Source organism: Pontibacter akesuensis, from assembly GCF_001611675.1.
GTDB classification, from domain to species: Bacteria; Bacteroidota; Bacteroidia; order Cytophagales; family Hymenobacteraceae; genus Pontibacter; species Pontibacter akesuensis.
Genome location: NZ_CP014766.1, coordinates 438874 through 458201 on the forward strand (window position 1 = coordinate 438874; position 19328 = coordinate 458201).

At 52.2% G+C, this 19328-nt stretch carries 18 protein-coding genes; 10 read left to right on the top strand and 8 right to left on the bottom strand.

The window, feature by feature from the left end; translation table 11 throughout:
- The first annotated feature begins 43 nt into the window (after nucleotides 1–43).
- From A0W33_RS01730 to A0W33_RS01750, 5 genes are all read left to right on the top strand, one after another.
- Complete coding sequence (locus A0W33_RS01730; RefSeq protein ID WP_172798075.1) at nucleotides 44–2143, top strand: family 16 glycosylhydrolase; 2100 nt, start codon at nucleotides 44–46, stop codon at nucleotides 2141–2143.
- 72 nt (nucleotides 2144–2215) lie between these two features.
- Nucleotides 2216–4492 carry a beta-glucosidase BglX gene (bglX, locus tag A0W33_RS01735; RefSeq protein ID WP_068836567.1) on the top strand — a complete coding sequence of 759 codons (2277 nt, stop codon included), beginning with the start codon at nucleotides 2216–2218 and terminating at the stop codon, nucleotides 4490–4492.
- A complete protein-coding gene (locus tag A0W33_RS01740; RefSeq protein WP_068836568.1) occupies nucleotides 4489–5331 on the top strand; it encodes a glycoside hydrolase family 16 protein in 843 nt (280 codons plus the stop codon). Before bglX ends, A0W33_RS01740 begins: the two co-directional genes overlap by 4 nt.
- 283 nt (nucleotides 5332–5614) lie before the next feature.
- Nucleotides 5615–6982, top strand: coding sequence for an ammonium transporter (locus A0W33_RS01745; protein WP_068836569.1), 1368 nt, complete (start codon nucleotides 5615–5617; stop codon nucleotides 6980–6982).
- A 195-nt stretch (nucleotides 6983–7177) separates the two neighbouring features.
- Nucleotides 7178–8590 carry an MBL fold metallo-hydrolase gene (locus A0W33_RS01750; RefSeq protein WP_068836570.1) on the top strand — a complete coding sequence of 471 codons (1413 nt, stop codon included), beginning with the start codon at nucleotides 7178–7180 and terminating at the stop codon, nucleotides 8588–8590.
- An 81-nt stretch (nucleotides 8591–8671) separates the two neighbouring features.
- On the opposite strand, the gene A0W33_RS01755 is transcribed toward A0W33_RS01750, so the two are convergent.
- Entirely contained in the window at nucleotides 8672–9253 is a 582-nt protein-coding gene (locus A0W33_RS01755) for an AraC family transcriptional regulator (protein WP_068836571.1), read from the bottom strand.
- Between the two features lie 172 nt (nucleotides 9254–9425).
- Between A0W33_RS01755 and A0W33_RS01760 the strand changes: the two genes are divergently transcribed.
- Nucleotides 9426–9830 carry a hypothetical protein gene (locus tag A0W33_RS01760; protein ID WP_068836572.1) on the top strand — a complete coding sequence of 135 codons (405 nt, stop codon included), beginning with the start codon at nucleotides 9426–9428 and terminating at the stop codon, nucleotides 9828–9830.
- A 1-nt stretch (nucleotide 9831) separates the two neighbouring features.
- Here the strand turns inward: A0W33_RS01760 and A0W33_RS01765 are convergent, their stop codons facing one another.
- The 4 genes from A0W33_RS01765 to A0W33_RS01780 all read right to left on the bottom strand — a co-directional run bounded on the left by A0W33_RS01765 (nucleotide 9832) and on the right by A0W33_RS01780 (nucleotide 13657).
- Nucleotides 9832–10695, bottom strand: coding sequence for a pirin family protein (locus A0W33_RS01765; protein WP_068836573.1), 864 nt, complete (start codon nucleotides 10693–10695; stop codon nucleotides 9832–9834).
- Between the two features lie 150 nt (nucleotides 10696–10845).
- Entirely contained in the window at nucleotides 10846–11508 is a 663-nt protein-coding gene (locus A0W33_RS01770; RefSeq protein WP_068836574.1) for a response regulator, read from the bottom strand.
- Nucleotides 11509–12146: 638 nt separating this feature from the next.
- Complete coding sequence (locus A0W33_RS01775; protein WP_068836575.1) at nucleotides 12147–12839, bottom strand: hypothetical protein; 693 nt, start codon at nucleotides 12837–12839, stop codon at nucleotides 12147–12149.
- A 131-nt stretch (nucleotides 12840–12970) separates the two neighbouring features.
- Nucleotides 12971–13657: a hypothetical protein gene (locus A0W33_RS01780; protein WP_068836576.1), complete on the bottom strand. Its 687-nt coding sequence runs from the start codon at nucleotides 13655–13657 to the stop codon at nucleotides 12971–12973.
- Nucleotides 13658–13950: 293 nt separating this feature from the next.
- Between A0W33_RS01780 and A0W33_RS01785 the strand changes: the two genes are divergently transcribed.
- The 3 genes from A0W33_RS01785 to A0W33_RS01795 all read left to right on the top strand — a co-directional run bounded on the left by A0W33_RS01785 (nucleotide 13951) and on the right by A0W33_RS01795 (nucleotide 16136).
- Nucleotides 13951–14688, top strand: coding sequence for a DUF72 domain-containing protein (locus tag A0W33_RS01785; protein WP_068836577.1), 738 nt, complete (start codon nucleotides 13951–13953; stop codon nucleotides 14686–14688).
- 111 nt (nucleotides 14689–14799) lie between these two features.
- Nucleotides 14800–15816, top strand: coding sequence for an NAD(P)/FAD-dependent oxidoreductase (locus A0W33_RS01790; RefSeq protein WP_068836578.1), 1017 nt, complete (start codon nucleotides 14800–14802; stop codon nucleotides 15814–15816).
- Entirely contained in the window at nucleotides 15813–16136 is a 324-nt protein-coding gene (locus tag A0W33_RS01795) for a 2Fe-2S iron-sulfur cluster-binding protein (RefSeq protein ID WP_068836579.1), read from the top strand. Before A0W33_RS01790 ends, A0W33_RS01795 begins: the two co-directional genes overlap by 4 nt.
- 91 nt (nucleotides 16137–16227) lie before the next feature.
- Here the strand turns inward: A0W33_RS01795 and A0W33_RS01800 are convergent, their stop codons facing one another.
- Both A0W33_RS01800 and A0W33_RS01805 read right to left on the bottom strand, forming a co-directional pair.
- Entirely contained in the window at nucleotides 16228–16641 is a 414-nt protein-coding gene (locus A0W33_RS01800; RefSeq protein WP_068836580.1) for a hypothetical protein, read from the bottom strand.
- A 6-nt stretch (nucleotides 16642–16647) separates the two neighbouring features.
- On the bottom strand, nucleotides 16648–17550 hold the full coding sequence (locus tag A0W33_RS01805; RefSeq protein ID WP_068839873.1) for a TIGR02587 family membrane protein: 903 nt from the start codon (nucleotides 17548–17550) through the stop codon (nucleotides 16648–16650).
- Nucleotides 17551–17862: 312 nt separating this feature from the next.
- Between A0W33_RS01805 and A0W33_RS01810 the strand changes: the two genes are divergently transcribed.
- A complete protein-coding gene (locus tag A0W33_RS01810) occupies nucleotides 17863–18507 on the top strand; it encodes an outer membrane beta-barrel protein (RefSeq protein WP_068836581.1) in 645 nt (214 codons plus the stop codon).
- A gap of 78 nt (nucleotides 18508–18585) precedes the next feature.
- Here A0W33_RS01810 and A0W33_RS01815 read toward each other — a convergent pair whose 3' ends face one another.
- The gene (locus tag A0W33_RS01815; protein ID WP_068836582.1) at nucleotides 18586–19326 is read right to left on the bottom strand and encodes a (Fe-S)-binding protein; all 741 of its coding nucleotides are present in this window, start codon (nucleotides 19324–19326) and stop codon (nucleotides 18586–18588) included.
- Nucleotides 19327–19328: the final 2 nt, after the last annotated feature.

The window sequence follows — 19328 nt, forward strand, 5'->3', positions numbered from 1 at the left end:
TGCCATGCGGCTGGGGAGCCCGTACCGCTGCTTACTCCTGCTTATGAATAAATTTTACAAAGCATTTCTCACGATTGTCACCTGCTGTGCTGCGTCTACTGTCTTTGGGCAGGCAACCGGTTATAACGAACTGGTGTGGAGCGATGAGTTTGAGGGCGAAGGCCTACCCAACCCAACCTACTGGGGCTACGATCTGGGCACCGGGCAAGGCGGCTGGGGAAACAACGAAGTGCAGTCTTACACCAACGAAACCGCCAATGTGCGCCGCACAGGTGGCAAACTGGTGATAGAAGCCATCAAGCAAAACGGCAACTGGACTTCTGCCCGTATCCATACCCAAGGCAAGTATAACTTTACCTACGGGCGCATTGAGTTCCGGGCAAAGCTGCCAAAAGGAGCCGGTACCTGGCCAGCCTTGTGGATGCTCGGAGAGGACATTAACACACTTGGCTGGCCTGCCGCTGGCGAGATAGACGTGATGGAGCATGTAGGAAGGGACGCGGGTAAGATTCATGCCACCCTGCACACGCCCTCCAGCTATGGCAATTCCCAGAATTCTGGTACCATCCTGGTGAATGACTACGCGGATACTTACCACGTGTATGCAGCTGAGTGGAGTGCGGACGCCTTCAAGTTTTATGTGGATGACAACCTGTTTTACACGTACGCCCCAGCCAACAAGAACAGCCAAACCTGGCCATTCAATGATCCTGCTTTCATCATCATTAACCTGGCCATGGGCGGCAACTTTGGCAGCGATCCGAGGTATGAAACGGGCGGCAAAAAGAACGGGATTGACCCTGCCCTGAACAGTGTGCGGTTTGAGGTGGATTATGTGCGGGTATACCAGCAGTTCCGGGAGTTGGAGCTAAGCGGGCCAACCGTAGTGGCCCCCAATGCACAGAACCTAAGTTTCAAAGCCAGTAAAGTCTCCGGCGCCACTTATACCTGGCAGGTGCCCGCGGGTGCAACCATTACAAGCGGTGCCAGCACATCAGAGGTCAAGGTGAACTGGGGAAATACAGGCGGTGTGGTTCGGGTGCAGATGCAGCTGGACGGACAGCAGTTTGTAAAGGAAATAACCGTCAACACCACCCAGGTTCCGCAAGGCGAAAGCTTCCTCATAGAGGATTTCAACGACCTCCCCACCTCCCAGCTTTCGAGCAGTGGCGGCACGTTTGATTTCGCACAGGAAGAAGGAGCACTGCTGGTAAACTATGCGGTAACAAACCCAAACGGCCTGCCGCAGATTAACTATACCCTGGCTTCTCCCCTTAACATGACGACACATCCTGTGCTGGCTGCCCGCATTAAAACGAACAACGAGAGCGGCTCTGTGGTGCTGCGCATTGACTTGAAGGATGTGGCAGGCAATATTTCGGGCACCAGCAAGGTGTTCACGCTCATGCCGCTCATCGATGACGGGGAGTTTTATACGTACTATTTCGACTACAGCAGCATTTTTGGAAATGGCGCAGGCCAGATAAACGCTGCCCAGGTGAAGGAAATCAGGCTGCTGGTGGACTACGGCATCTACGGCACTCCCGGCCAGGATACCTTCTGGATCGACAACTTTTCGGTGCTGCAACAGCTGCCTGCGGTGCCAAACCGCCCTTCGCACCTTCATATAGCCGCACATCCCAATGAAGCCAAAATCAGTTGGCAGGACAATGCAACAAACGAGGCTGGCTTTAAGATTTTCCGTGCCAACTCTAAAGCTGGTGCCTTCACTGAAATAGGCAGCGTGGCAGCCAACGTGCGGGAGTTCACAGTTGCTTCCGCAGGCCAGGATGAGGTGGTGTATAAAGTGCAGGCTTTCAACAACGCCGGCACCTCCGCTTACTCCAACGCGGCTTCTGCTGCCGATGCACCCCTGGGTATCCGCGACGCTTTTGATAACCCGCTGGTGCAAGTATACCCGAACCCCAGCTCCGGCAATTTTACAGTTCAGTTTCCTGCAGGTTTGCTGGTGCAGCAGGTGCAGTTGGTAGATGCCATTGGCAGGGCAACCAGGGTGCAGGTACACCAAGGCGGACCCGGAGAACTTTCGGTGGTGCCACCGCCCGGCATGGCGGCCGGCCTATACTTCTGCCGCCTTACAACGCGAGATGCTGTCATCATAAAACGCATCCTTATCCATTAAAAACAGACGAACAACGACGCCTTTTTCCATTGCCACACAGGCCATGGACAGGCTAACTTATACTTGATCATCATGAAAAAGACATTCATTCCGGTATTTATACTTGCAGTGGTAGGTGCCCTCGCAGTTCTTTCCTCGTTCCGAAAGGCGGAGCAGACAGACCCTACTGCCAAACGCATTGAAGCTTTGCTAGCCAAAATGACGCTGGAAGAAAAAGTTGGGCAGCTGAACTTTGTAGTGGGCGACCTTTTTAACACAGGCCCTACCGTCCGCACCTCGGAATCAGACAAATTCAATGAGGGAATAAAAAAAGGGGAGATTACGGGCATCTTCAACATACATGGTGCAGCCTATATCGGTAAATTGCAGAAGCTGGCGGTGGAGCAATCGCGGCTGGGCATTCCGCTTCTGATCGGCGCCGACGTGATCCATGGCTTCAAAACTGTTTTCCCGATTCCGCTGGCTGAGGCGGCCAGCTGGGATCTGGAGGCTATTGAGAAGGGCTCACGTGTTGCGGGCAGGGAGTCTGCCGCCTCCGGAATCAACCTCACGTTCGCCCCGATGGTGGATATTGCCCGGGACGCCCGCTGGGGTAGAATGGCAGAAGGCGCCGGTGAGGACCCTTACCTGGGATCGTTGATTGCAGCCGCCCGCGTGCGAGGCTTCCAGGGCAAGGACCTGTCTGACCCGCTAACAATTGCCGCCTGCGTAAAGCACTTTGTGGCCTACGGGGCAGCCGAGGGTGGCCGTGACTATAACACCGTTGACATATCGGATTACGAATTGCGCAACACCTACCTCCCTCCTTTCAAAGCCGCCATCGATGCTGGCGCAGCCTCCCTGATGAGTTCTTTCAACGAGCTGAACGGGATACCTGCCACTGCCAACATGAAGATTATGCGTGACATACTTCGGGATGAGTGGGGCTATAAGGGCGTGGTGATCTCTGACTGGCAAAACATCATGGAGATGACCGAGCACGGGTATACCCGCGATAACGCACACGCCGGTGAACTGGCCATCAAAGCAGGAACCGACATGGACATGATGGCAGAGATTTACCTGAAAGAACTTCCGAAGCTGGTAAAGGCCGGAAAGGTGGATGAGAAATTTCTGGACGAGTCGGTGCGACGGGTGCTTTGGCTTAAATTCAAGCTAGGCCTTTTCGAGGATCCGTACCGCTACAGCAATGTGAAAACCGAGAAAAAAGAAGTGCGCTCGAAGGAGAACTTGCAGGCAGCCTTCGAGGTGGCACAGCGCTCCATTGTGTTGCTTAAAAATGAGAACAACCTGCTGCCGCTGTCAAACAAAACACAGAAGATTGCTGTCATCGGCCAGCTGGCAGACAGCAAAGCCGACATGAACGGCACCTGGTCTTTCTTCGGTGAGGCACAGCACCCGGTAAGCTTTTTAGAGGGCATAAAGAAGTATGCGAAAGGCGCCGAGGTTACGTACGCACCGGGTTACGAACTTTACAACGATTCTAAAGCAGGGTTCGGCGCCGCAGTGGCTGCCGCGCAAAAGGCAGATGTGGTCATTATGGCCGTGGGTGAAAGCGCTGTGATGAATGGAGAGGGCGCCTCACGGGCCGATGTGGCGCTGCCGGGCGTGCAACTGGATCTGATGAAGGCCATACATGCCACAGGCAAACCGATTGTTGCCCTCGTGAGCAGCGGCCGCGCCCTGGAGTTAAGCTGGCTCGATGAGAACATCCAAAGTATACTTGCCACCTGGTCGCTTGGCTCTGAGGCTGGCAACGCGGTAGGCTCAGTGCTCTATGGCGCTTACAACCCTTCCGGCAAATTGCCGGTTTCGTTTCCGCGCGCTGTGGGCCAGCTGCCCATCTACTACAACCAGAAGAACACGGGCCGCCCATACACCGGCACGCACTCCGAGCCGGGTGAGGAGCGTGTGTACAAGTCGCGCTACCGCGATGTTCCCACCACGGCCCTTTACCCTTTCGGCTACGGCTTAAGCTACACCAACTTCAAGTACGACAATCTGAAGCTCAGCAAGCAAAGCTTCCGCCCGGGCGAACCGCTGCAGGTAAGTATAGAGGTGACGAACACAGGCAACCGTGCTGGTGAAGAGGTGGTGCAGCTCTATACCCGCGACCTTGTGGGCAGCATCACACGCCCGGTAAAAGAGCTGAAGAAGTTCCAGAAGCTTTCCTTCAAACCCGGTGAAAAGAAAACCGTCACTTTCAACATCACTGCAGAGGATCTGGCTTTCTGGCGTGCCGACCTGACCTACGGTTTCGAGCCCGGTGACTTTAAAGTTTTTGTAGGCCCTAACTCCCGCGATGTGCAGGAGGCGGCGTTCACGCTTGTAACGGAAGATACCCTATGAGCGGGCTTAACTTTATACTTCCGCTGGCGCTGCTATACTTCCACTCAGCAGTACAGGTGCAACAGAAACCACGCCTGCTCTGGAGCGATGAGTTCAACTACACCGGCGCCCCCGACTCCACCCGGTGGACCTACGACCTGGGCAATGGCTGCCCTAACCACTGCGGCTTTGGCAACGAGGAACTGCAGCACTACACCAACCAGCCGGAGAATGTGCATGTTGACGGTGAAAAACTGATCATCGAAGCCCATAAGGTTGCCGGCCAGGACAGTGCCTATACTTCCACCCGCATCAAAACAAAGGGCAAGGCAGCCTGGAAGTATGCGTATGTGGAGGTCCGGGCGAAACTGCCCAAAGGCCGCGGCACCTGGCCTGCCATTTGGATGCTCCCCGACACCTTACGCTACGGCGGGTGGCCGGCCAGCGGCGAAATAGACATCATGGAGCATGTCGGGTTTGATCCGGGGGTTGTCCATGGCACAGTGCATACCAGCAGCTTCAACCATAAAATCGGCACACAGGTAGGAAAGCAGCAAACGGTAAAAGACTTTTCGGATGCTTTTCACCGCTATGCCGTCAACTGGACCGAGGAGGAGATACAATTCATCATCGATGACAAAGTATACCACACCTTCAAAAACAACGGCAGCGGCTACAAAGACTGGCCCTTCGATCACCCGTTCCACCTGATTCTGAACATTGCGGTGGGTGGCGGCTGGGGCGGGCAAAAAGGCGTGGACCCCGCTATCTGGCCACAGCGCATGGAAGTGGATTATGTGCGGGTGTATGAGCCGCTCCGTACCAGGGCACAGAAGAAATTTATTTTACATAAAGGTTGATTAGTGAGTCGTCTGCTGCTTAGGGGCAGACCCGCCAAAAGCCGCACTCCCCCTGGGTTTGCGGCTTTTTCTTTTCTAAGGCACCTACCTTTAGCAGTGCTGTCTTTGTAAAAAAAACACCAGTTCATCCGTAAGTTTACAATTTCCATTATTAAACCGTATTTATTTTGCCAATAGATAAATTTATACTTGCATTATATATATGTATTATAAATATTTGCTTCGGGTTTTAAAATTATAGCAACACAAATAAATATTCATTAACAAAAACGCAATTCAAGTTATGTCTCCGAGAGCCAAAGCCTTTTCACGTATTCCGATGCTGCTGCTTTTGCTGGTAGTGGCTGCCACGTTTATCCTTCCTTCGGTGCCGCAGGTCGTGCAAACGGTAGAGCTTAATGCCGCTGATACGGCCTGGATGCTTTCTGCCACAGCCCTGGTGCTGCTCATGACACCCGGCCTGGCTTTCTTCTACGGTGGCATGGTGCGCAAAAAGAACGTGCTCTCCACCATGTTGCAAAGCTTTATCTGTATGGCCATCGTAACGGTGCTGTGGGTGGTATTCGGCTTCAGCCTGGCTTTCGGTGAATCCGTGGGAGGTATAGTGGGCAATCCGCTCACCTACTTCATGATGAACGGCATAATCGATGGTGCACCCTGGCCGGCTGCCCCAACCATTCCGCTGCTGCTGTTTGCCATGTTTCAACTTAAATTCGCCATCATCACCCCAGCACTTATTACGGGCGCCTTTGCCGAACGCATCCGGTTCATATCGTACACGCTGTTCCTCGTGCTCTTTTTCATCTTTATCTATGCGCCGCTGGCCCATGCCACCTGGCACCCGGATGGTATTCTCTTTAACCTGGGCGTGCTCGACTTTGCCGGGGGTACGGTGGTGCACATGTCGGCGGGTTGGGCTGCCCTGGCTTCAGCCATTTTCCTGAAGCGCCGCCATGAGGAGAGTCATGCACCCGCCCATATCCCCTATGTGATGCTGGGTACCGGCCTGCTTTGGTTCGGCTGGTTCGGCTTTAACGCTGGCTCGGCCATGGGAGCCAATCCGCTCGCCGTGGTGGCTCTGGCTACTACTACCACCGCCTCGGCAGCTGCCGCACTTGCCTGGATTTTCTTTGACGCTCTGCGCGGACGAAAGCCCTCTGCCATGGGCACCTGCATTGGTGCAGTGGTGGGCTTGGTGGCCATCACCCCGGCGGCAGGATTTGTCACCATTCCGCATTCCTTAACTATCGGCGTAGTGGCCGCCATCATAAGTAACCTGGTGATGGAATGGCGCACCACAAGCTCCAAGTTTGATGATACCTTAGACGTTTTCCCCTGCCATGGCGTGGGTGGCATGGTAGGCATGCTGCTGACCGGTGTATTCGCTAGCCAGGCTGTAAACCCAGCGATAGAATTGAGCAATGGCTTGATCTTCGGCGAATACAAACTGTTTCTGGTGCACGCTGCTGCCCTGGCGGGAGTCTCTGTTTTTGCCTTCGGTGGCTCCTGGCTCCTGCTAAGATTTACGGATATGATTACGCCGCTTCGGGTATCGCAGCAGGAGGAAGCCCTTGGGCTGGACTTAAGCCAGCACAACGAATCGCTTGAGGCCGAAGAGCCGGAGCGGGTGTACGCACCTGCCACTGCCTGACACAACTTAAACTTACACCAAGTATGAGGAGAAGTTTATCAGGAATATGTGCAATGCTATTTTATCTTTTGGCCATGATGCTGTGATATGTGCAGGCACACCGGCAAACAGCCGCAGCAAGCACTTATGACAAGAATCACTTTTAAAGGCGCAGGATTTGTCGATATTTGCATTACTCATCAAGTAGAAGGCAGTATGCTAGTAGAACAGATATATACCGGATGCCTGGCTCAGGGCGCTTATTACATCGAAAGCAACGGCGAAGCGGCCATCATCGATCCGCTGCGCGAGATAAAGCCGTACCTTGAAAAAGCAGCTCGTAACGGAGCGAAAATAAAGTATGTGCTCGAAACGCACTTCCACGCCGATTTTGTATCCGGCCACCTTGACCTTTCCCGGGCAACGGGTGCCCCCATTGTATTCGGCCCAAATGCCAGACCTACCTTTGAGGCACACATCGCCACAGACGGGGAAGAGCTAACTGTAGGAAACCTGAAGCTAAAAGTGCTGCACACACCAGGCCACACGATGGAATCCACCACGTATCTGCTGCAGGATGAGAATGGGAAAGACTACGCCATCTTCACCGGCGACACACTCTTTATCGGGGATGTGGGCCGCCCGGATCTGGCAGCAAAATCAGATCTGACACAGGAGCAACTGGCCGGACATCTTTTCAACTCGCTTCGAAATAAGATCATGCCCCTGGCTGATGAGGTAATCGTGTATCCGGCGCACGGTGCGGGATCTGCCTGCGGAAAAAACATGAGCAAGGAAACCAGCGACACTCTGGGCAATCAGAAGCAGACAAACTACGCGTTGCGCGCTGACATGACAAAGGAGGAGTTTGTAAAAGAGGTAACAGATGGCCTACTGCCTCCTCCAAACTACTTTCCCCTGAACGTGCAACTGAACCGCGAAGGCTACGAAAACATAGAATCGGTAATGCAACAGGGGCTTCAGGCGCTCTCGCCGGAGGCTTTTGAGGCAGCGGCAAACGAAACGGGTGCATTGGTGCTGGACACCCGCAAGCCCCAGGAATTTGCCAAGGGCTTCATTCCCAAAAGTATAAATATTGGCATCGACGGGGGCTTTGCCCCCTGGGCCGGGGCTTTGATTCCTGACATCAAGCAGCCAATCCTGTTCATTGCCGACCAAGGCCGCGAGGAAGAAGTGGTGATGCGCCTTGCCCGTGTGGGCTTCGATCATGCAATTGGTTACCTTAGCGGTGGCATGGAGGCATGGAAGACAGCCGGCAAGGAACTGGACACGATTACGTCTATTCCTGCGGCAACTTTGGCAGACCTTTTTGCGCAGGATAACAGCATTCGCATCATAGATGTGCGCAAGCCGGGCGAGTACCAGGCCGAGCACCTGGAGGCTGCCTCCAGCAAACCGCTTGACTTCCTGAACGAACACCTGGCAGAACTGCCGAAAGACGAGACGCTGTACATCCACTGCGCCGGCGGTTATCGCTCCATGATCGCCGCTTCCATACTAAAGGCACGCGGGTTTGATAAACTGGTGGATGTGATGGGAGGCTACGGCGCCATCAAAGAAACAAATCTGGCACGCACCAACACTGTTTGCCCCAGCACACTGAAGTAAGAGCATCACCCATAACAAGTATAAACATGAACGGGCGGTTACTTTTTAGTACCGCCCGTTCATGTTTATACTTGCCAGCGCTTACTGGTCCTGCACTTTATCCAGCGTTTTGCGCCTATCGTCCTTTATCTGCTTGAAATGGCTTGGCGTTAGCCCGGTTACTTTTTTAAACTGGCTGGAGAGGTGCGCCACGCTGCTGTAGCCCAGTTGGAAAGCGATTTCCTTCAGGTTCAGCTCATCATACACCAGCAGCTCCTTCGCTCTTTCGATACGCTGCAGAATAAGGTACTTTTCGATCGTGATGCCTTCGGAGGAAGAGAAGAGCGTACTGACGTAGTTGTAGTCCAGCCCAACCTTATCCGCAATATAGCTCGAGGTGTTAATGTGGCTATCCTGTTCCCCGGCCCTATGCACCAGCTCAATTATGGCCAGTTTCACCTTTTCGATTAGCTGCGTCTTTCGGTCATCGAGCAGCTCAAAACCGTTCACTTCCAGCACCTCGCGCACCCGCTCCAGGTCTACAGTTGCGTTGGTGGTGGATAGCTCAGCCTCCCCCAGCCCAACCTGCAGCACTGTATAACCCAGGTTCTCCAGTTCTTCGGCAACCACCCGCTTGCAGCGGTCGCATACCATATTCTTTATATTGATTTTGATTGTTGCCATACTTATACTTTTAATCTGCTAACCAAAGCTACGGGTTCTGCCACGTAAAACAAGAGACAGCTGCAAGAGGATTCCCCTCACCTGATACGCTCCTGAACGTAGAACATATATTCACCTCCTATAATGCGCTATATATGATTTTATACCTACTTTTGAGTTAAAGTTAGAGCTTATGGTACCTGAAGCGCCTGATTACATCGTCATCAAAATAAAGGAAGAAGACAAACTGCTCTCCAACGTGTGGCAGCGGAGCGTAACCAGCGAGGAATACAGAGCCGGCCTGTCTCTTGTTAAGCAATACCTCCTGCAGCACGACATTCACCTATGGCTGGCCGACTCCAGGAAACTGGCCAACGTAACTTTTGAGGACCAGCAGTGGCTCATTAAAAAATTGGTACCGGAGCTACTCACCAGCAAATTGCAGAAAATAGCGCGTGTGATGCATGCGGATGTGTTTACGTATATCTCGTTTGAGCAGCAGATGGAACGTGCCTACCAAAACCACCCAATTCTGGCAGAAACGGCACAGTTCACCTCTGTTGAGGCCGCCCTTAGCTGGCTATACCTGAAAGGGTAAGTTAATCCTCGATCAGAATCCCCATTTTACCCATGCGGTAATCGCGCATGGCCTGCATCACCTCTGTTTCGGTATTCATCACAAACGGTCCGTTTGCTGCCACTGGTTCCTGCAGTGGCTTGCCCGCCAGAAGCAGCGCACGCGTCTGCTCCTTTGCAGTTAGAGTCACACCGTCGCCGTCGTTTTGGAACACCACCTGGTGCAGGCCTTCCACCAGCCCAAAACCGGCTACCTGCACAGCACCATCCAGCAAGTATAAAAAGGCATTGTACTCCCCCGGAACGGGTATGGCTATACTTGCACCGGCTTCCAGGTCCAGGCGAAGCGCCAGCAAGGGTGTATAGGTTTTTATCGGACCTCTCACGCCCTGAAACTCACCGGCTACTATTTTTACCTGCACCCCTTCCGCATTGGCAGTGGGTGTATTTTCCGCGTGCAGCGGGAAGTAGGCCGGCTGGTCCATCTTGTGGGCGGCGGGAGTGTTTACCCATACCTGTATGATTTCCTGAACGCCTCCGTGGTCCAGAATATCATGGGGCGGCCGCTCGCTGTGCATGATACCGCGGCCAGCGTTCATCCATTGCGTGCCACCGGTATACACTGTACTGTTGTTGCCCCGGGAGTCGCGGTGATGCACGCCGCCCCGGTAAACGAAGGTAACCGGCGAAAAGCCACGGTGCGGATGTGGATCTACCCCTGTTCTGTGCGGCCCAACGCCTTCCGGAATTTGGGTGATGTGGTGGTGCAGCAACAGGAAAGGGTCAATCCGGTCAACCTGCTGCGTGGGAAAAGGCTGGCGTACCGGGATTCCCCCCATGTCCACGGTGTCGGCATACAGTATACGTGCAACCGTTCTGTTTTTCATACACAGTTTGTTAGGCGATGCGGTTGCTGGAAAAAGAGTTTCACACCCCATCCTTCGGATACAATGTGTACCCTGTATACGTCACCCGGAGCAGTCAGGCTAAGAAAGCAATTATCAACGCCTTTCCGTAGCAGCAGCTAGAGATGCAGGTCAGGAAATAAATCCGTTTTGCATGGCATACTTTACCAGGGCCGCCGTATTGCGGGTCTGCGTTTTCTCGAGCAGGTTCTGGCGGTGTGTTTCGATGGTGCGCTTGCTGGTAAATAGCTGCTCAGCAATGTCAGCGTTGGTGTAGCCTTCCGAGATAAGGTTCAGTACTTCCAGCTCTCTTTTCGAAAGCTCCTTCTGGGTACGCTCCTGGAAGGAACGGCCATCGCGAAAGGCAGGCACGAAGCTGGAACTATTTGCCTTGCGCAGCAAATCCATGGTGAGCATAGAACTAATGTAGGGGGTGCCCTTTGCCACCAATTTGACAGCCATTCTCAGTTCCTCTTTCCCTGCGCTCTTGGTGATATAGCCCAGTGCCCCCAACTCCATCATCTGGTGCACAGAACGCTCGTCCTCTAACATGGAAAGGATCAAAGGTTTCACCTCGGGATAGTGCTGTCTCAAGTAGCGCAGGCAATCAAAGCCATCCATTTCCGGCATGCTGATATCAAGCAGTACCACATCCGCCTGAGTATACGTAAGCAGTTCCACTAATTCGTTCCCTGTGGCGACCTCGCCGGCAATTACCAGTTCTTCGTCGTTCAGCAGCGCCTTTACTCCATCACGAATCAACTTATGGTCATCCGCCAGAATTAATCTAATCATCAATCTTCTATAGTCTTTTTGGTTGTTGCCCCTCCCGCTCAAGCCATGGCAAAACCGAAGGATTTTAGATAAACTTATTCCTGTTGCAGTTTCGCCGGCAGCTCTTTCGAGTAACGTATGAAAGCAGTGCTATTTTACCTCAGACTGCTTTAAAGGGAGACAGCTGCTTCCAACCTCTAACCCCACTACATGATTGAAACAGGATCAAATTTAGGACTATCAGCGCTTAATTAGAAGTCTGGAGTCAAAATCAGTATTAAAACAACAATTTTACGTATTTACCTTGAAAATAGGATTTATGAGCTTAGGTTTTTAGTGAAAAAAATCACGCATCCGGCTTTCCTTAGCTCCGGCACATACACTCAAGCTTGCCGGACAGCATATGCAGAACAGTCTTAACAGGAGCATACAGTGCAGGTTTCATATGATTCCCCCAGCTCCTTTCGCCTGCTAACCCGTACGGCGGATGCCGCTTAAGCCGCTCTGCATCCTATAGATTTGTGAGGGGCTCCCTTTCCTCAAGTATAACCATACTTCTTCAACTATACTTCAGTTTGCATCTGGCTGTTGGTTATACTTACAGGCACAAAAAAACCTGCCCGAAGGCAGGTTTTTAAATGAACTAGTTCGTGCTAAGCTTAGCGGTTACGATCTTCGTTGAAGTAGCCGCCCCGGTCTCGCCGGTTATTGTTGCGGCTGCCATAGCGGTTGCTTCCCATGCCATAATCGGAGGAGCCATAAGCGCTTCCCCTGCCGCCATAGCCGGAGTTGTCATTGTCACCGCCTCCGTAGCCGGAGGTGGATACATAACGATCCATGTTACCGTCTGTACCACTCATGGAGTCATAGTTCGAGGAGCCTCCAAAATCGCCATCGGAGCTGTAGTTGGAGCCACCGAACCGCGAGCCGCTGTAGCCACTCATTCTGCCGGATCCGTATCCCTGGTGCATTTGTGAGTTGCGTTCGCGCTGCATGTTGTTCATTCCTGAACCGTAACGGTCCGAATTTTGGTCAAAGCTGGAAATGCCGTAGCCCTGGCGAATATCGCCTAACCTTCCCTGCTGGCCGCGGGTGTTATCGCGGTAATTCCGCTCCATGTCGTAATCACGGCTACGGTAGTCCTGGAAGCGGTTGTTGTCATTGTTCAGCACGCCTCTTTCGCGAAAATCTTCCCTGCTTTCCTGAATCCAGCGGCGGTTATCCTGATCGCGGCCATAGTCATTGTCCCCGCGGCCATAATAGTTGTTTCTATAGGCGTTGCGGTCGTAATCCCTGTCCATGCGGTTTTCGTCGTTCTGCTGGTAATATCTGTTTCTTTCGTTCCTTTCCATAGTGTTTAGTGTTTTAGTGGTTTAAAATAGTATGTACTAATTGTAACGATGCTGTGCCGCTACGGTTACCCATAATAGCAAAGGCTTGCCATACAGCAAGCCTTTGACTGATATAACGTGCGCACGAACAACTAGCGTCGTCGCCCGTCGTTTTCGCTGTAGCGACTGATTGGCTCTGCCTTGTAGGGCGTGCCCTCGTTTGCACTTCCGTAGGTGCTGTTTTCACGATTTGTATCGCGGTTGTTGTAGCGGGTAGAGCCGTAGCCGGTTTTCCCATAGTTGCCGATGCTGTTATCGTACCCGCTCTTGTAACGGGGCAAACTACTGCTGCTGCGGCTGCCGTAGTTGTGGTTGATAAAGTCGGAATAAGACTGGCTGCCACCCTGTCTGCCATAGTTGTTGCGGCTGCCAGGGTTGCTGTTATCGCCATAGCCGTTTTGCACATTTTCAGCCTCGTTGCCGTTGCGCTGGCCAGCGTAGCCTCCGTGGCTGCGCGATGTTCCGTAACGGGAATGTCCGTAGCCAGACCCGCCGCCAAAAGGGCTGCCCCCCTCACCGTAGCGGGTGCCCCTGCTATAATCGCCGCGCGCACCTGCACCAAACGTAGAGTTGCTGTAGTTTCCGCGGCCATAGTCGCTGTTAATGCCCTGGCTTCCGTAATAGTCGTTGCCACGCATACTTGCAGTGTCGCGGCCGTAGCGGAAATTTCCCTGGCGGCTCCAGTTGTTACCCTGGTTTAAGGTTCTTGGATTCATTTCTCGCTCCTGTGCCCTACTGCCGAACGCTTCGTTGCGATCATTTTGATTGTTCGATTCCATAATGTTTTTGCTTAGGTTGAGTATCAATTGGGTGGCTTACCCTATTTAACGACTTCTTTTTAGGCTGGTTTTGATTTTACCTCCAATTATAGCTGCTTTTACACCTTAAAAGGATTCATTTATACTTTATTTCGATAATGATTGGCTAAAAGAGCGAAACCTTCCGTAAGAATTTAGATTATACGCACTGCATCCCAAAAATTTCCCTTAGCGTATTGCACTCCTTTTGTACTGATTGCCGGCTTAACAATATCTCCCTGGTTTCAGTATAGCTGCTGATAAAACATAGCAGCATGGCGCAACAGATTTACATTGGTACTTCGGGCTGGCATTACAACCACTGGAAAGGCAATTTTTACCCGAATGGCGTAAAGCAGAAAGGCTTCACCGAGTACTATACCCGCTTCTTTCAGACGGTAGAAGTCAACAACTCCTTTTACCGGCTACCTACACCCGAGACTTTTTCCAACTGGCGCGATGCAGTGGCTGACGAATTCATTTTTGCAGTAAAGGCCAGCCGCTACATCACTCACATGAAGAAGCTGAAGGACCCGCAGGAGGGCCTTGCCCGCCTGTTTGCCAGCATGAACGCGCTGGAGCACAAGCTTGGGCCGGTGCTTTTCCAACTCCCGCCCATGTGGCACCTCAACCTCGAGCGCCTGCGCGATTTCCTCTCCCTGCTGCCACCTTATTACCGGTATACGTTTGAGTTCAGGCACCCGAGTTGGTACACGGAAGAGGTGTTGGACCTGCTCCGAAAACATAATGCCGCCTTTTGCATTTATGAACTGGATGGACACATGTCGCCGCTTCACATTACGGCTGATTTTGTGTACGTGCGCCTCCACGGCCCCGCTGGCAAGTATGCCGGCTCGTACACGGAGGAGGCGCTGCAGTGGTGGGCGCAGCAGTGCAAAAACTGGCAGCAGCAGGGCTTGGATGTGTATGTATACTTCGATAACGACCAGTTGGGGTATGCGGCCTTCAATGCGCTTCGGCTACAGGAAATTGTCAGGTTGGCAGGGGCTTAAACTGGTGCGGAAATTGCACTAACCTGTCTCGGTAAATGTTGATTTATTATGTAAGCTGCCATTTGGAGGCTATCTTTACAACTACATATAATTGCAAAAAATAATTAAACAATGAAGCACATAACAACGGATATATGCATTGTGGGTGCCGGCCCGGTCGGTTTGTTTGCCGTGTTTGAGGCAGGCCTGCTCAAAATGCGTTGCCACGTGGTAGACGCGCTGCCTGCCGTTGGCGGTCAGCTTTCTGAAATATACCCTAAAAAACCGATATACGATATACCTGGCTTCCCTGACATTCTGGCCGGAGACCTGGTGAAGAACCTGGAGAAGCAGATTGCCCCCTTCCACCCTACCTTTACCTTGGGTGAGCGCGTGGAGGATCTGGAAAAACAAGAGGACGGCTCCTTTATCGTGCGTACAGTGGATGGCACCAAGATAGCCTGTAAAGTGGTGGTAATAGCCGGTGGCCTGGGTTCTTTTGAGCCGCGCAAGCCCGCTATAGAGAACCTGGAGAAGTATGAGGGTTTTGGCGTGACCTACATGGTGCGCGACCCGGAACACTTCCGTGGCAAGCGCGTGATCCTGGCCGGTGGCGGCGACTCTGCCCTGGACTGGGCCATTTACCTGGCCGACATCTGCGAAGAGCTGACACTGGTGCACCGTGGCACCACCTTCAGAGGAGCGCCTGAGTCGGCGGAGAAAGTGCTGAAGCTGGCCGAAGAAGGAAAAATACAGCTGATCCTCAAATCCAATATCACAGAGGTGCATGGTGAGAACGAGTTGAAGGCGGTAACGGTAATGGTAGACAATACTACGCCGCACCTGGTAGACGTGGATTACTTTATCCCGCTGTTCGGGCTGGTACCTAAGCTGGGACCGATTGAGAACTGGGGCCTGGAACTGGAGAAAAATGCCATCAAGGTGAACACAGAGGATTACTCCACCAACGTCCCCGGCATCTATGCTATCGGCGACATCAACACCTACCCGGGCAAGCTGAAGCTTATACTTTGCGGCTTCCACGAGTCTGCCCTGATGGCGCAAAGCGCCTACAACATCATTTACCCGGACAAGAAGTTCGTGTTGAAATACACCACGGTTAACGGTATTCAGGAGCTACAGCAATGAAAGACGCCATCAACATTTATGTAAAACAGGACAACGGGGAGCAAATTACGCTGGAGGCCCCCCTCGACATGAACCTCTCTGTGATGGAAGTACTGAAGGCGCATGAGTTCCCGATTCAGGCGGTATGTGGCGGTATGGCCATTTGCGCCACCTGCCATGTGGAGGTGCTGGAAAGCGGCGAACTGCCTGAGATGAACGACGATGAGGCCTACATGCTGGAGACCTTGCCGCATGCCACCGACAGCAGCCGGCTCTCCTGCCAGCTCCGCGTGAATGAGGAGATGGAAGGGCTGGTGGTACGAATTATGCCGGAGGCCTGACCAGAAGATAAGGATTCCTACTTTATACTTGTGCGAAAGTCGCTGCCATGGCAGCGACTTTCGCATTTTATACTTGCTGCCTTTTCCTGTGCTAAGGCTTTTTATAACTAACCACATGCACCAGCACGCTGTCCTGGGGCTCCGTATTGCTCCGGAAGTTTACCCAACCCTCGCGCTGCGACTCCTGCGGCGCAAACGGGAATCCCAATTCCGACTCCTCCAGCACCTCCCCGTTACGAAGCAGCCTCACCTCCACCTTTACTTCTTCGGCGGTTTCGCCGCCCTTGTTGTGCAGCACAATGCGGTAGCGGTTGGGGGCATTGTCACTTGGGTCATGGAACTTCTCTGCTGTTAGTTTTGGCGTGACGGGTTTGTGAATATACGCCTGATACCCCAGATAGGTCACAATGCTTAGCACCAGCACCAAACTGACACCGAAGACCACCCACTCCAGCCAGTTCTTCTGGTCTTTTATGTCCTTGTTCTTCTTTTCGTTTTCATCCATGTTTTGTTACTTAATCAGCAGGCGTCCTGCCGAGGCACCCAACGATGCCACCAGCCCCAGGGTAATGACTTGTGAAAAAGCTACCGCAAAACTAACACCGGCGAATCTGCCAAAGAACCAAAGCAGAAATGCCGATGAGACAAGCGCCATCAGGTAGCTGATACAGGTATCTATCGTCACCTCAAAGGCCAGTTCCTGCCTTGATACACCAGTGCTACTACCCTTAAATTCGCTGAAGTACACTATTACGATGCTCAGCAGCAAGGAAGCCACGGCCATGGCAAATATATGAATTGGAGAGGCTTCCAACGCAATTACGATCACCTCTTCCGTGGGTGCTATGTTGCCACCGATAATAATAGCACCGCAAACAGACAGCACCGCCACTGCCGCTCTTACCCGTTGTTTATCTGGAACGAATGCTGCCTCTGCCAGGTCTCTTTCATCCTCTTCCGCTTTATCCTCGCTCACGCCCCCCTCACCCAGTTGCGCTGTACCGATAGATACTCCGATCGAGACTGCCATTGCCTCTATGATTACCTTTCCCATAATCTCATCAATGGACATGTCCGCGAAATCAATGCGGCTGATCATGAACAGCACGCCAAAGGCAAGCAGCAGCCCAATGCCCATCTCCTCCACCGAGTCAACGAGTACGCTCTTCCACGATACATCGGGGCGCATGCCGGCGAAACGGTTATAGCCCAGCAGCAGCACGTAAGTGGCCACTACCAAAGCCAGTAGTTTAAGTGGTCCCGCACTGAAACCGGCCCACCATACCTCCATGGTGTACAGCATCGGAAAGCTGAAGAGCAAGCCACCTGTTATCCCCCGCGCATACTCCTTCAGCGACTGCCGAAGAGGCCGGTTATTCTGCGTCTGTTGTGTCTGAGTCTGATTATCGCGCACTAAAGCTACTTTTTTGGCTGTATACGGTGCCGGGTGTTTCGGGTGGACAAAATCTACATGCACCCTGTGTTTGTATTCCTGGTGAGCCTCCTGCTCTCTACACGCAGGGGCTGCATTAAAAATAACGGGAGGACGCTGCTGCCAACTCTACACGAGCTTCTGGTAAACAGCTACTCTATACTTGCCTCCGGGGTATTCTTTATAATATATTTTAAGATAGGACCTTTGAAATTTATTGCAATAACATTTTATTTATATATTAGAACATTAAAATAATAGATCCTGTGTTATCATAAACTAAAGAAAACAAACATGAAGAAGTTATTCGTATCTGCCCTTTTCGCCCTGTTAGGTACAGGTGCCTTTGCTCAAACCGCCCCGGGAACAGTTGTTGTGTCTGGCCAAGTGGGATTTGGTGTTTCATCAACGGATGGAGAAAACACTGGAAATTTTCCCAATACAACAGAGTTTAGTATTGGTCCGAGCATAGGTTATTTATTGAGTGATGGACTCGAACTGGGCCTAAACCTGCGGTATAGCCACTCAAAATATTCTTATGATAGAGAAGGAAATAACCTCTCAGTGGATTATGTAAACAACGGCTTCCGTTTTAGTCCCTACTTAAAAAAGTACTTTATGGTCTCAGACAAAGTAGCTTTTACTGGCAGTGCTTTCGCTGGCTATGAAATTTCTAATTCGAAGAGGGGATCTGATAGTGTTTTTATGACTGATTCAGAAACTAAATCTAATACGTTTGATATTGGAGTTGCACCCGGTATCGTATTCTTCCCAACTGAGAAAATTGGTATAAGTGGTTCATTAGGCAGGCTTAGCTACAGTACAATAAAGGCAAAGTCATCAGAAGGCGAAGTGTCAAATGAGAGAACAACAAATAACTTCGGATTTGACTTTAGCAGCAGTTTATACCTGGGCTTTAGCTACTACATCAGCCGCTAGGCATGCATCACAAGTATAAACAGAACGGCCTGCGCAAGTATGAATTGCGCAGGCCGTTCTGTTTGTACTTCGCCCAACTTACCAGCCACTGGCCAGCACGTCGGCAATGTGCATGGTTTTGATGTTTTTGTTCTGCTTCTGGATGTACGCTTCCAAGTGCATCAGGCAGCTGCTGTCGGTAGAGATGATGTACTCTGCCCCGGTGGCGATGGCATTGTCTACCTTCTGCTCGGCCATGGCAGTGGAGATCGCCTCAAACTTCACGGCAAAGGTACCCCCGAAACCGCAGCAGGTTTCCACGTCTTCCATCTCGATGAGCTCCAGCCCTCTTACATTGCCCAACAGTTCGCGCGGACCCGCCTTGATGCCGCACTCACGCAGCGCACTGCAGGAGTCGTGGTACGTATAGCGGCCCTGCAACGAGGCACCCTCAATGCGCGTTACGCCCAGCACATCAGTTAGAAACTCCGTCAGCTCATACACTTTCTTCTGCATGGCACGATACTTCACGAGTTTCGACGATTTCACGAAAATATCCTGGTAGGCGTTGCGCACCATGCCCACACACGATGCAGAGGGAGCCACAATGTAATGCGAGGTATCATTCGAGAAGTCATCCAAAAACTTATCGGCTACCTCGCGGGCCTCGTTAAAGAAACCGGCGTTGAAAGCAGGTTGTCCGCAGCAGGTTTGGTTCGGGTTGTAACGCACCTCACAGCCCACCTTCTCCAGCACCTTCACCATGTTCATGGCCGTATCGGGGAACAGCTGGTCCACGAAACACGGTATAAATATATCTACTATTGTTCTGCTTGCCATAG

Bases quoted from the DNA above. Each gene is read 5' to 3' on its own strand.
- A0W33_RS01730 (WP_172798075.1), top strand. From the start codon at position 44: ATGAATAAATTTTACAAAGCATTTCTCACGATTGTCACCTGCTGTGCT.
- bglX (WP_068836567.1), top strand. From the start codon at position 2,216: ATGAAAAAGACATTCATTCCGGTATTTATACTTGCAGTGGTAGGTGCC.
- A0W33_RS01740 (WP_068836568.1), top strand. From the start codon at position 4,489: ATGAGCGGGCTTAACTTTATACTTCCGCTGGCGCTGCTATACTTCCAC.
- A0W33_RS01745 (WP_068836569.1), top strand. From the start codon at position 5,615: ATGTCTCCGAGAGCCAAAGCCTTTTCACGTATTCCGATGCTGCTGCTT.
- A0W33_RS01750 (WP_068836570.1), top strand. From the start codon at position 7,178: ATGCTAGTAGAACAGATATATACCGGATGCCTGGCTCAGGGCGCTTAT.
- A0W33_RS01755 (WP_068836571.1), bottom strand. From the start codon at position 9,253: ATGGCAACAATCAAAATCAATATAAAGAATATGGTATGCGACCGCTGC.
- A0W33_RS01760 (WP_068836572.1), top strand. From the start codon at position 9,426: ATGGTACCTGAAGCGCCTGATTACATCGTCATCAAAATAAAGGAAGAA.
- A0W33_RS01765 (WP_068836573.1), bottom strand. From the start codon at position 10,695: ATGAAAAACAGAACGGTTGCACGTATACTGTATGCCGACACCGTGGAC.
- A0W33_RS01770 (WP_068836574.1), bottom strand. From the start codon at position 11,508: ATGATTAGATTAATTCTGGCGGATGACCATAAGTTGATTCGTGATGGA.
- A0W33_RS01775 (WP_068836575.1), bottom strand. From the start codon at position 12,839: ATGGAAAGGAACGAAAGAAACAGATATTACCAGCAGAACGACGAAAAC.
- A0W33_RS01780 (WP_068836576.1), bottom strand. From the start codon at position 13,657: ATGGAATCGAACAATCAAAATGATCGCAACGAAGCGTTCGGCAGTAGG.
- A0W33_RS01785 (WP_068836577.1), top strand. From the start codon at position 13,951: ATGGCGCAACAGATTTACATTGGTACTTCGGGCTGGCATTACAACCAC.
- A0W33_RS01790 (WP_068836578.1), top strand. From the start codon at position 14,800: ATGAAGCACATAACAACGGATATATGCATTGTGGGTGCCGGCCCGGTC.
- A0W33_RS01795 (WP_068836579.1), top strand. From the start codon at position 15,813: ATGAAAGACGCCATCAACATTTATGTAAAACAGGACAACGGGGAGCAA.
- A0W33_RS01800 (WP_068836580.1), bottom strand. From the start codon at position 16,641: ATGGATGAAAACGAAAAGAAGAACAAGGACATAAAAGACCAGAAGAAC.
- A0W33_RS01810 (WP_068836581.1), top strand. From the start codon at position 17,863: ATGAAGAAGTTATTCGTATCTGCCCTTTTCGCCCTGTTAGGTACAGGT.
- A0W33_RS01815 (WP_068836582.1), bottom strand. From the start codon at position 19,326: ATGGCAAGCAGAACAATAGTAGATATATTTATACCGTGTTTCGTGGAC.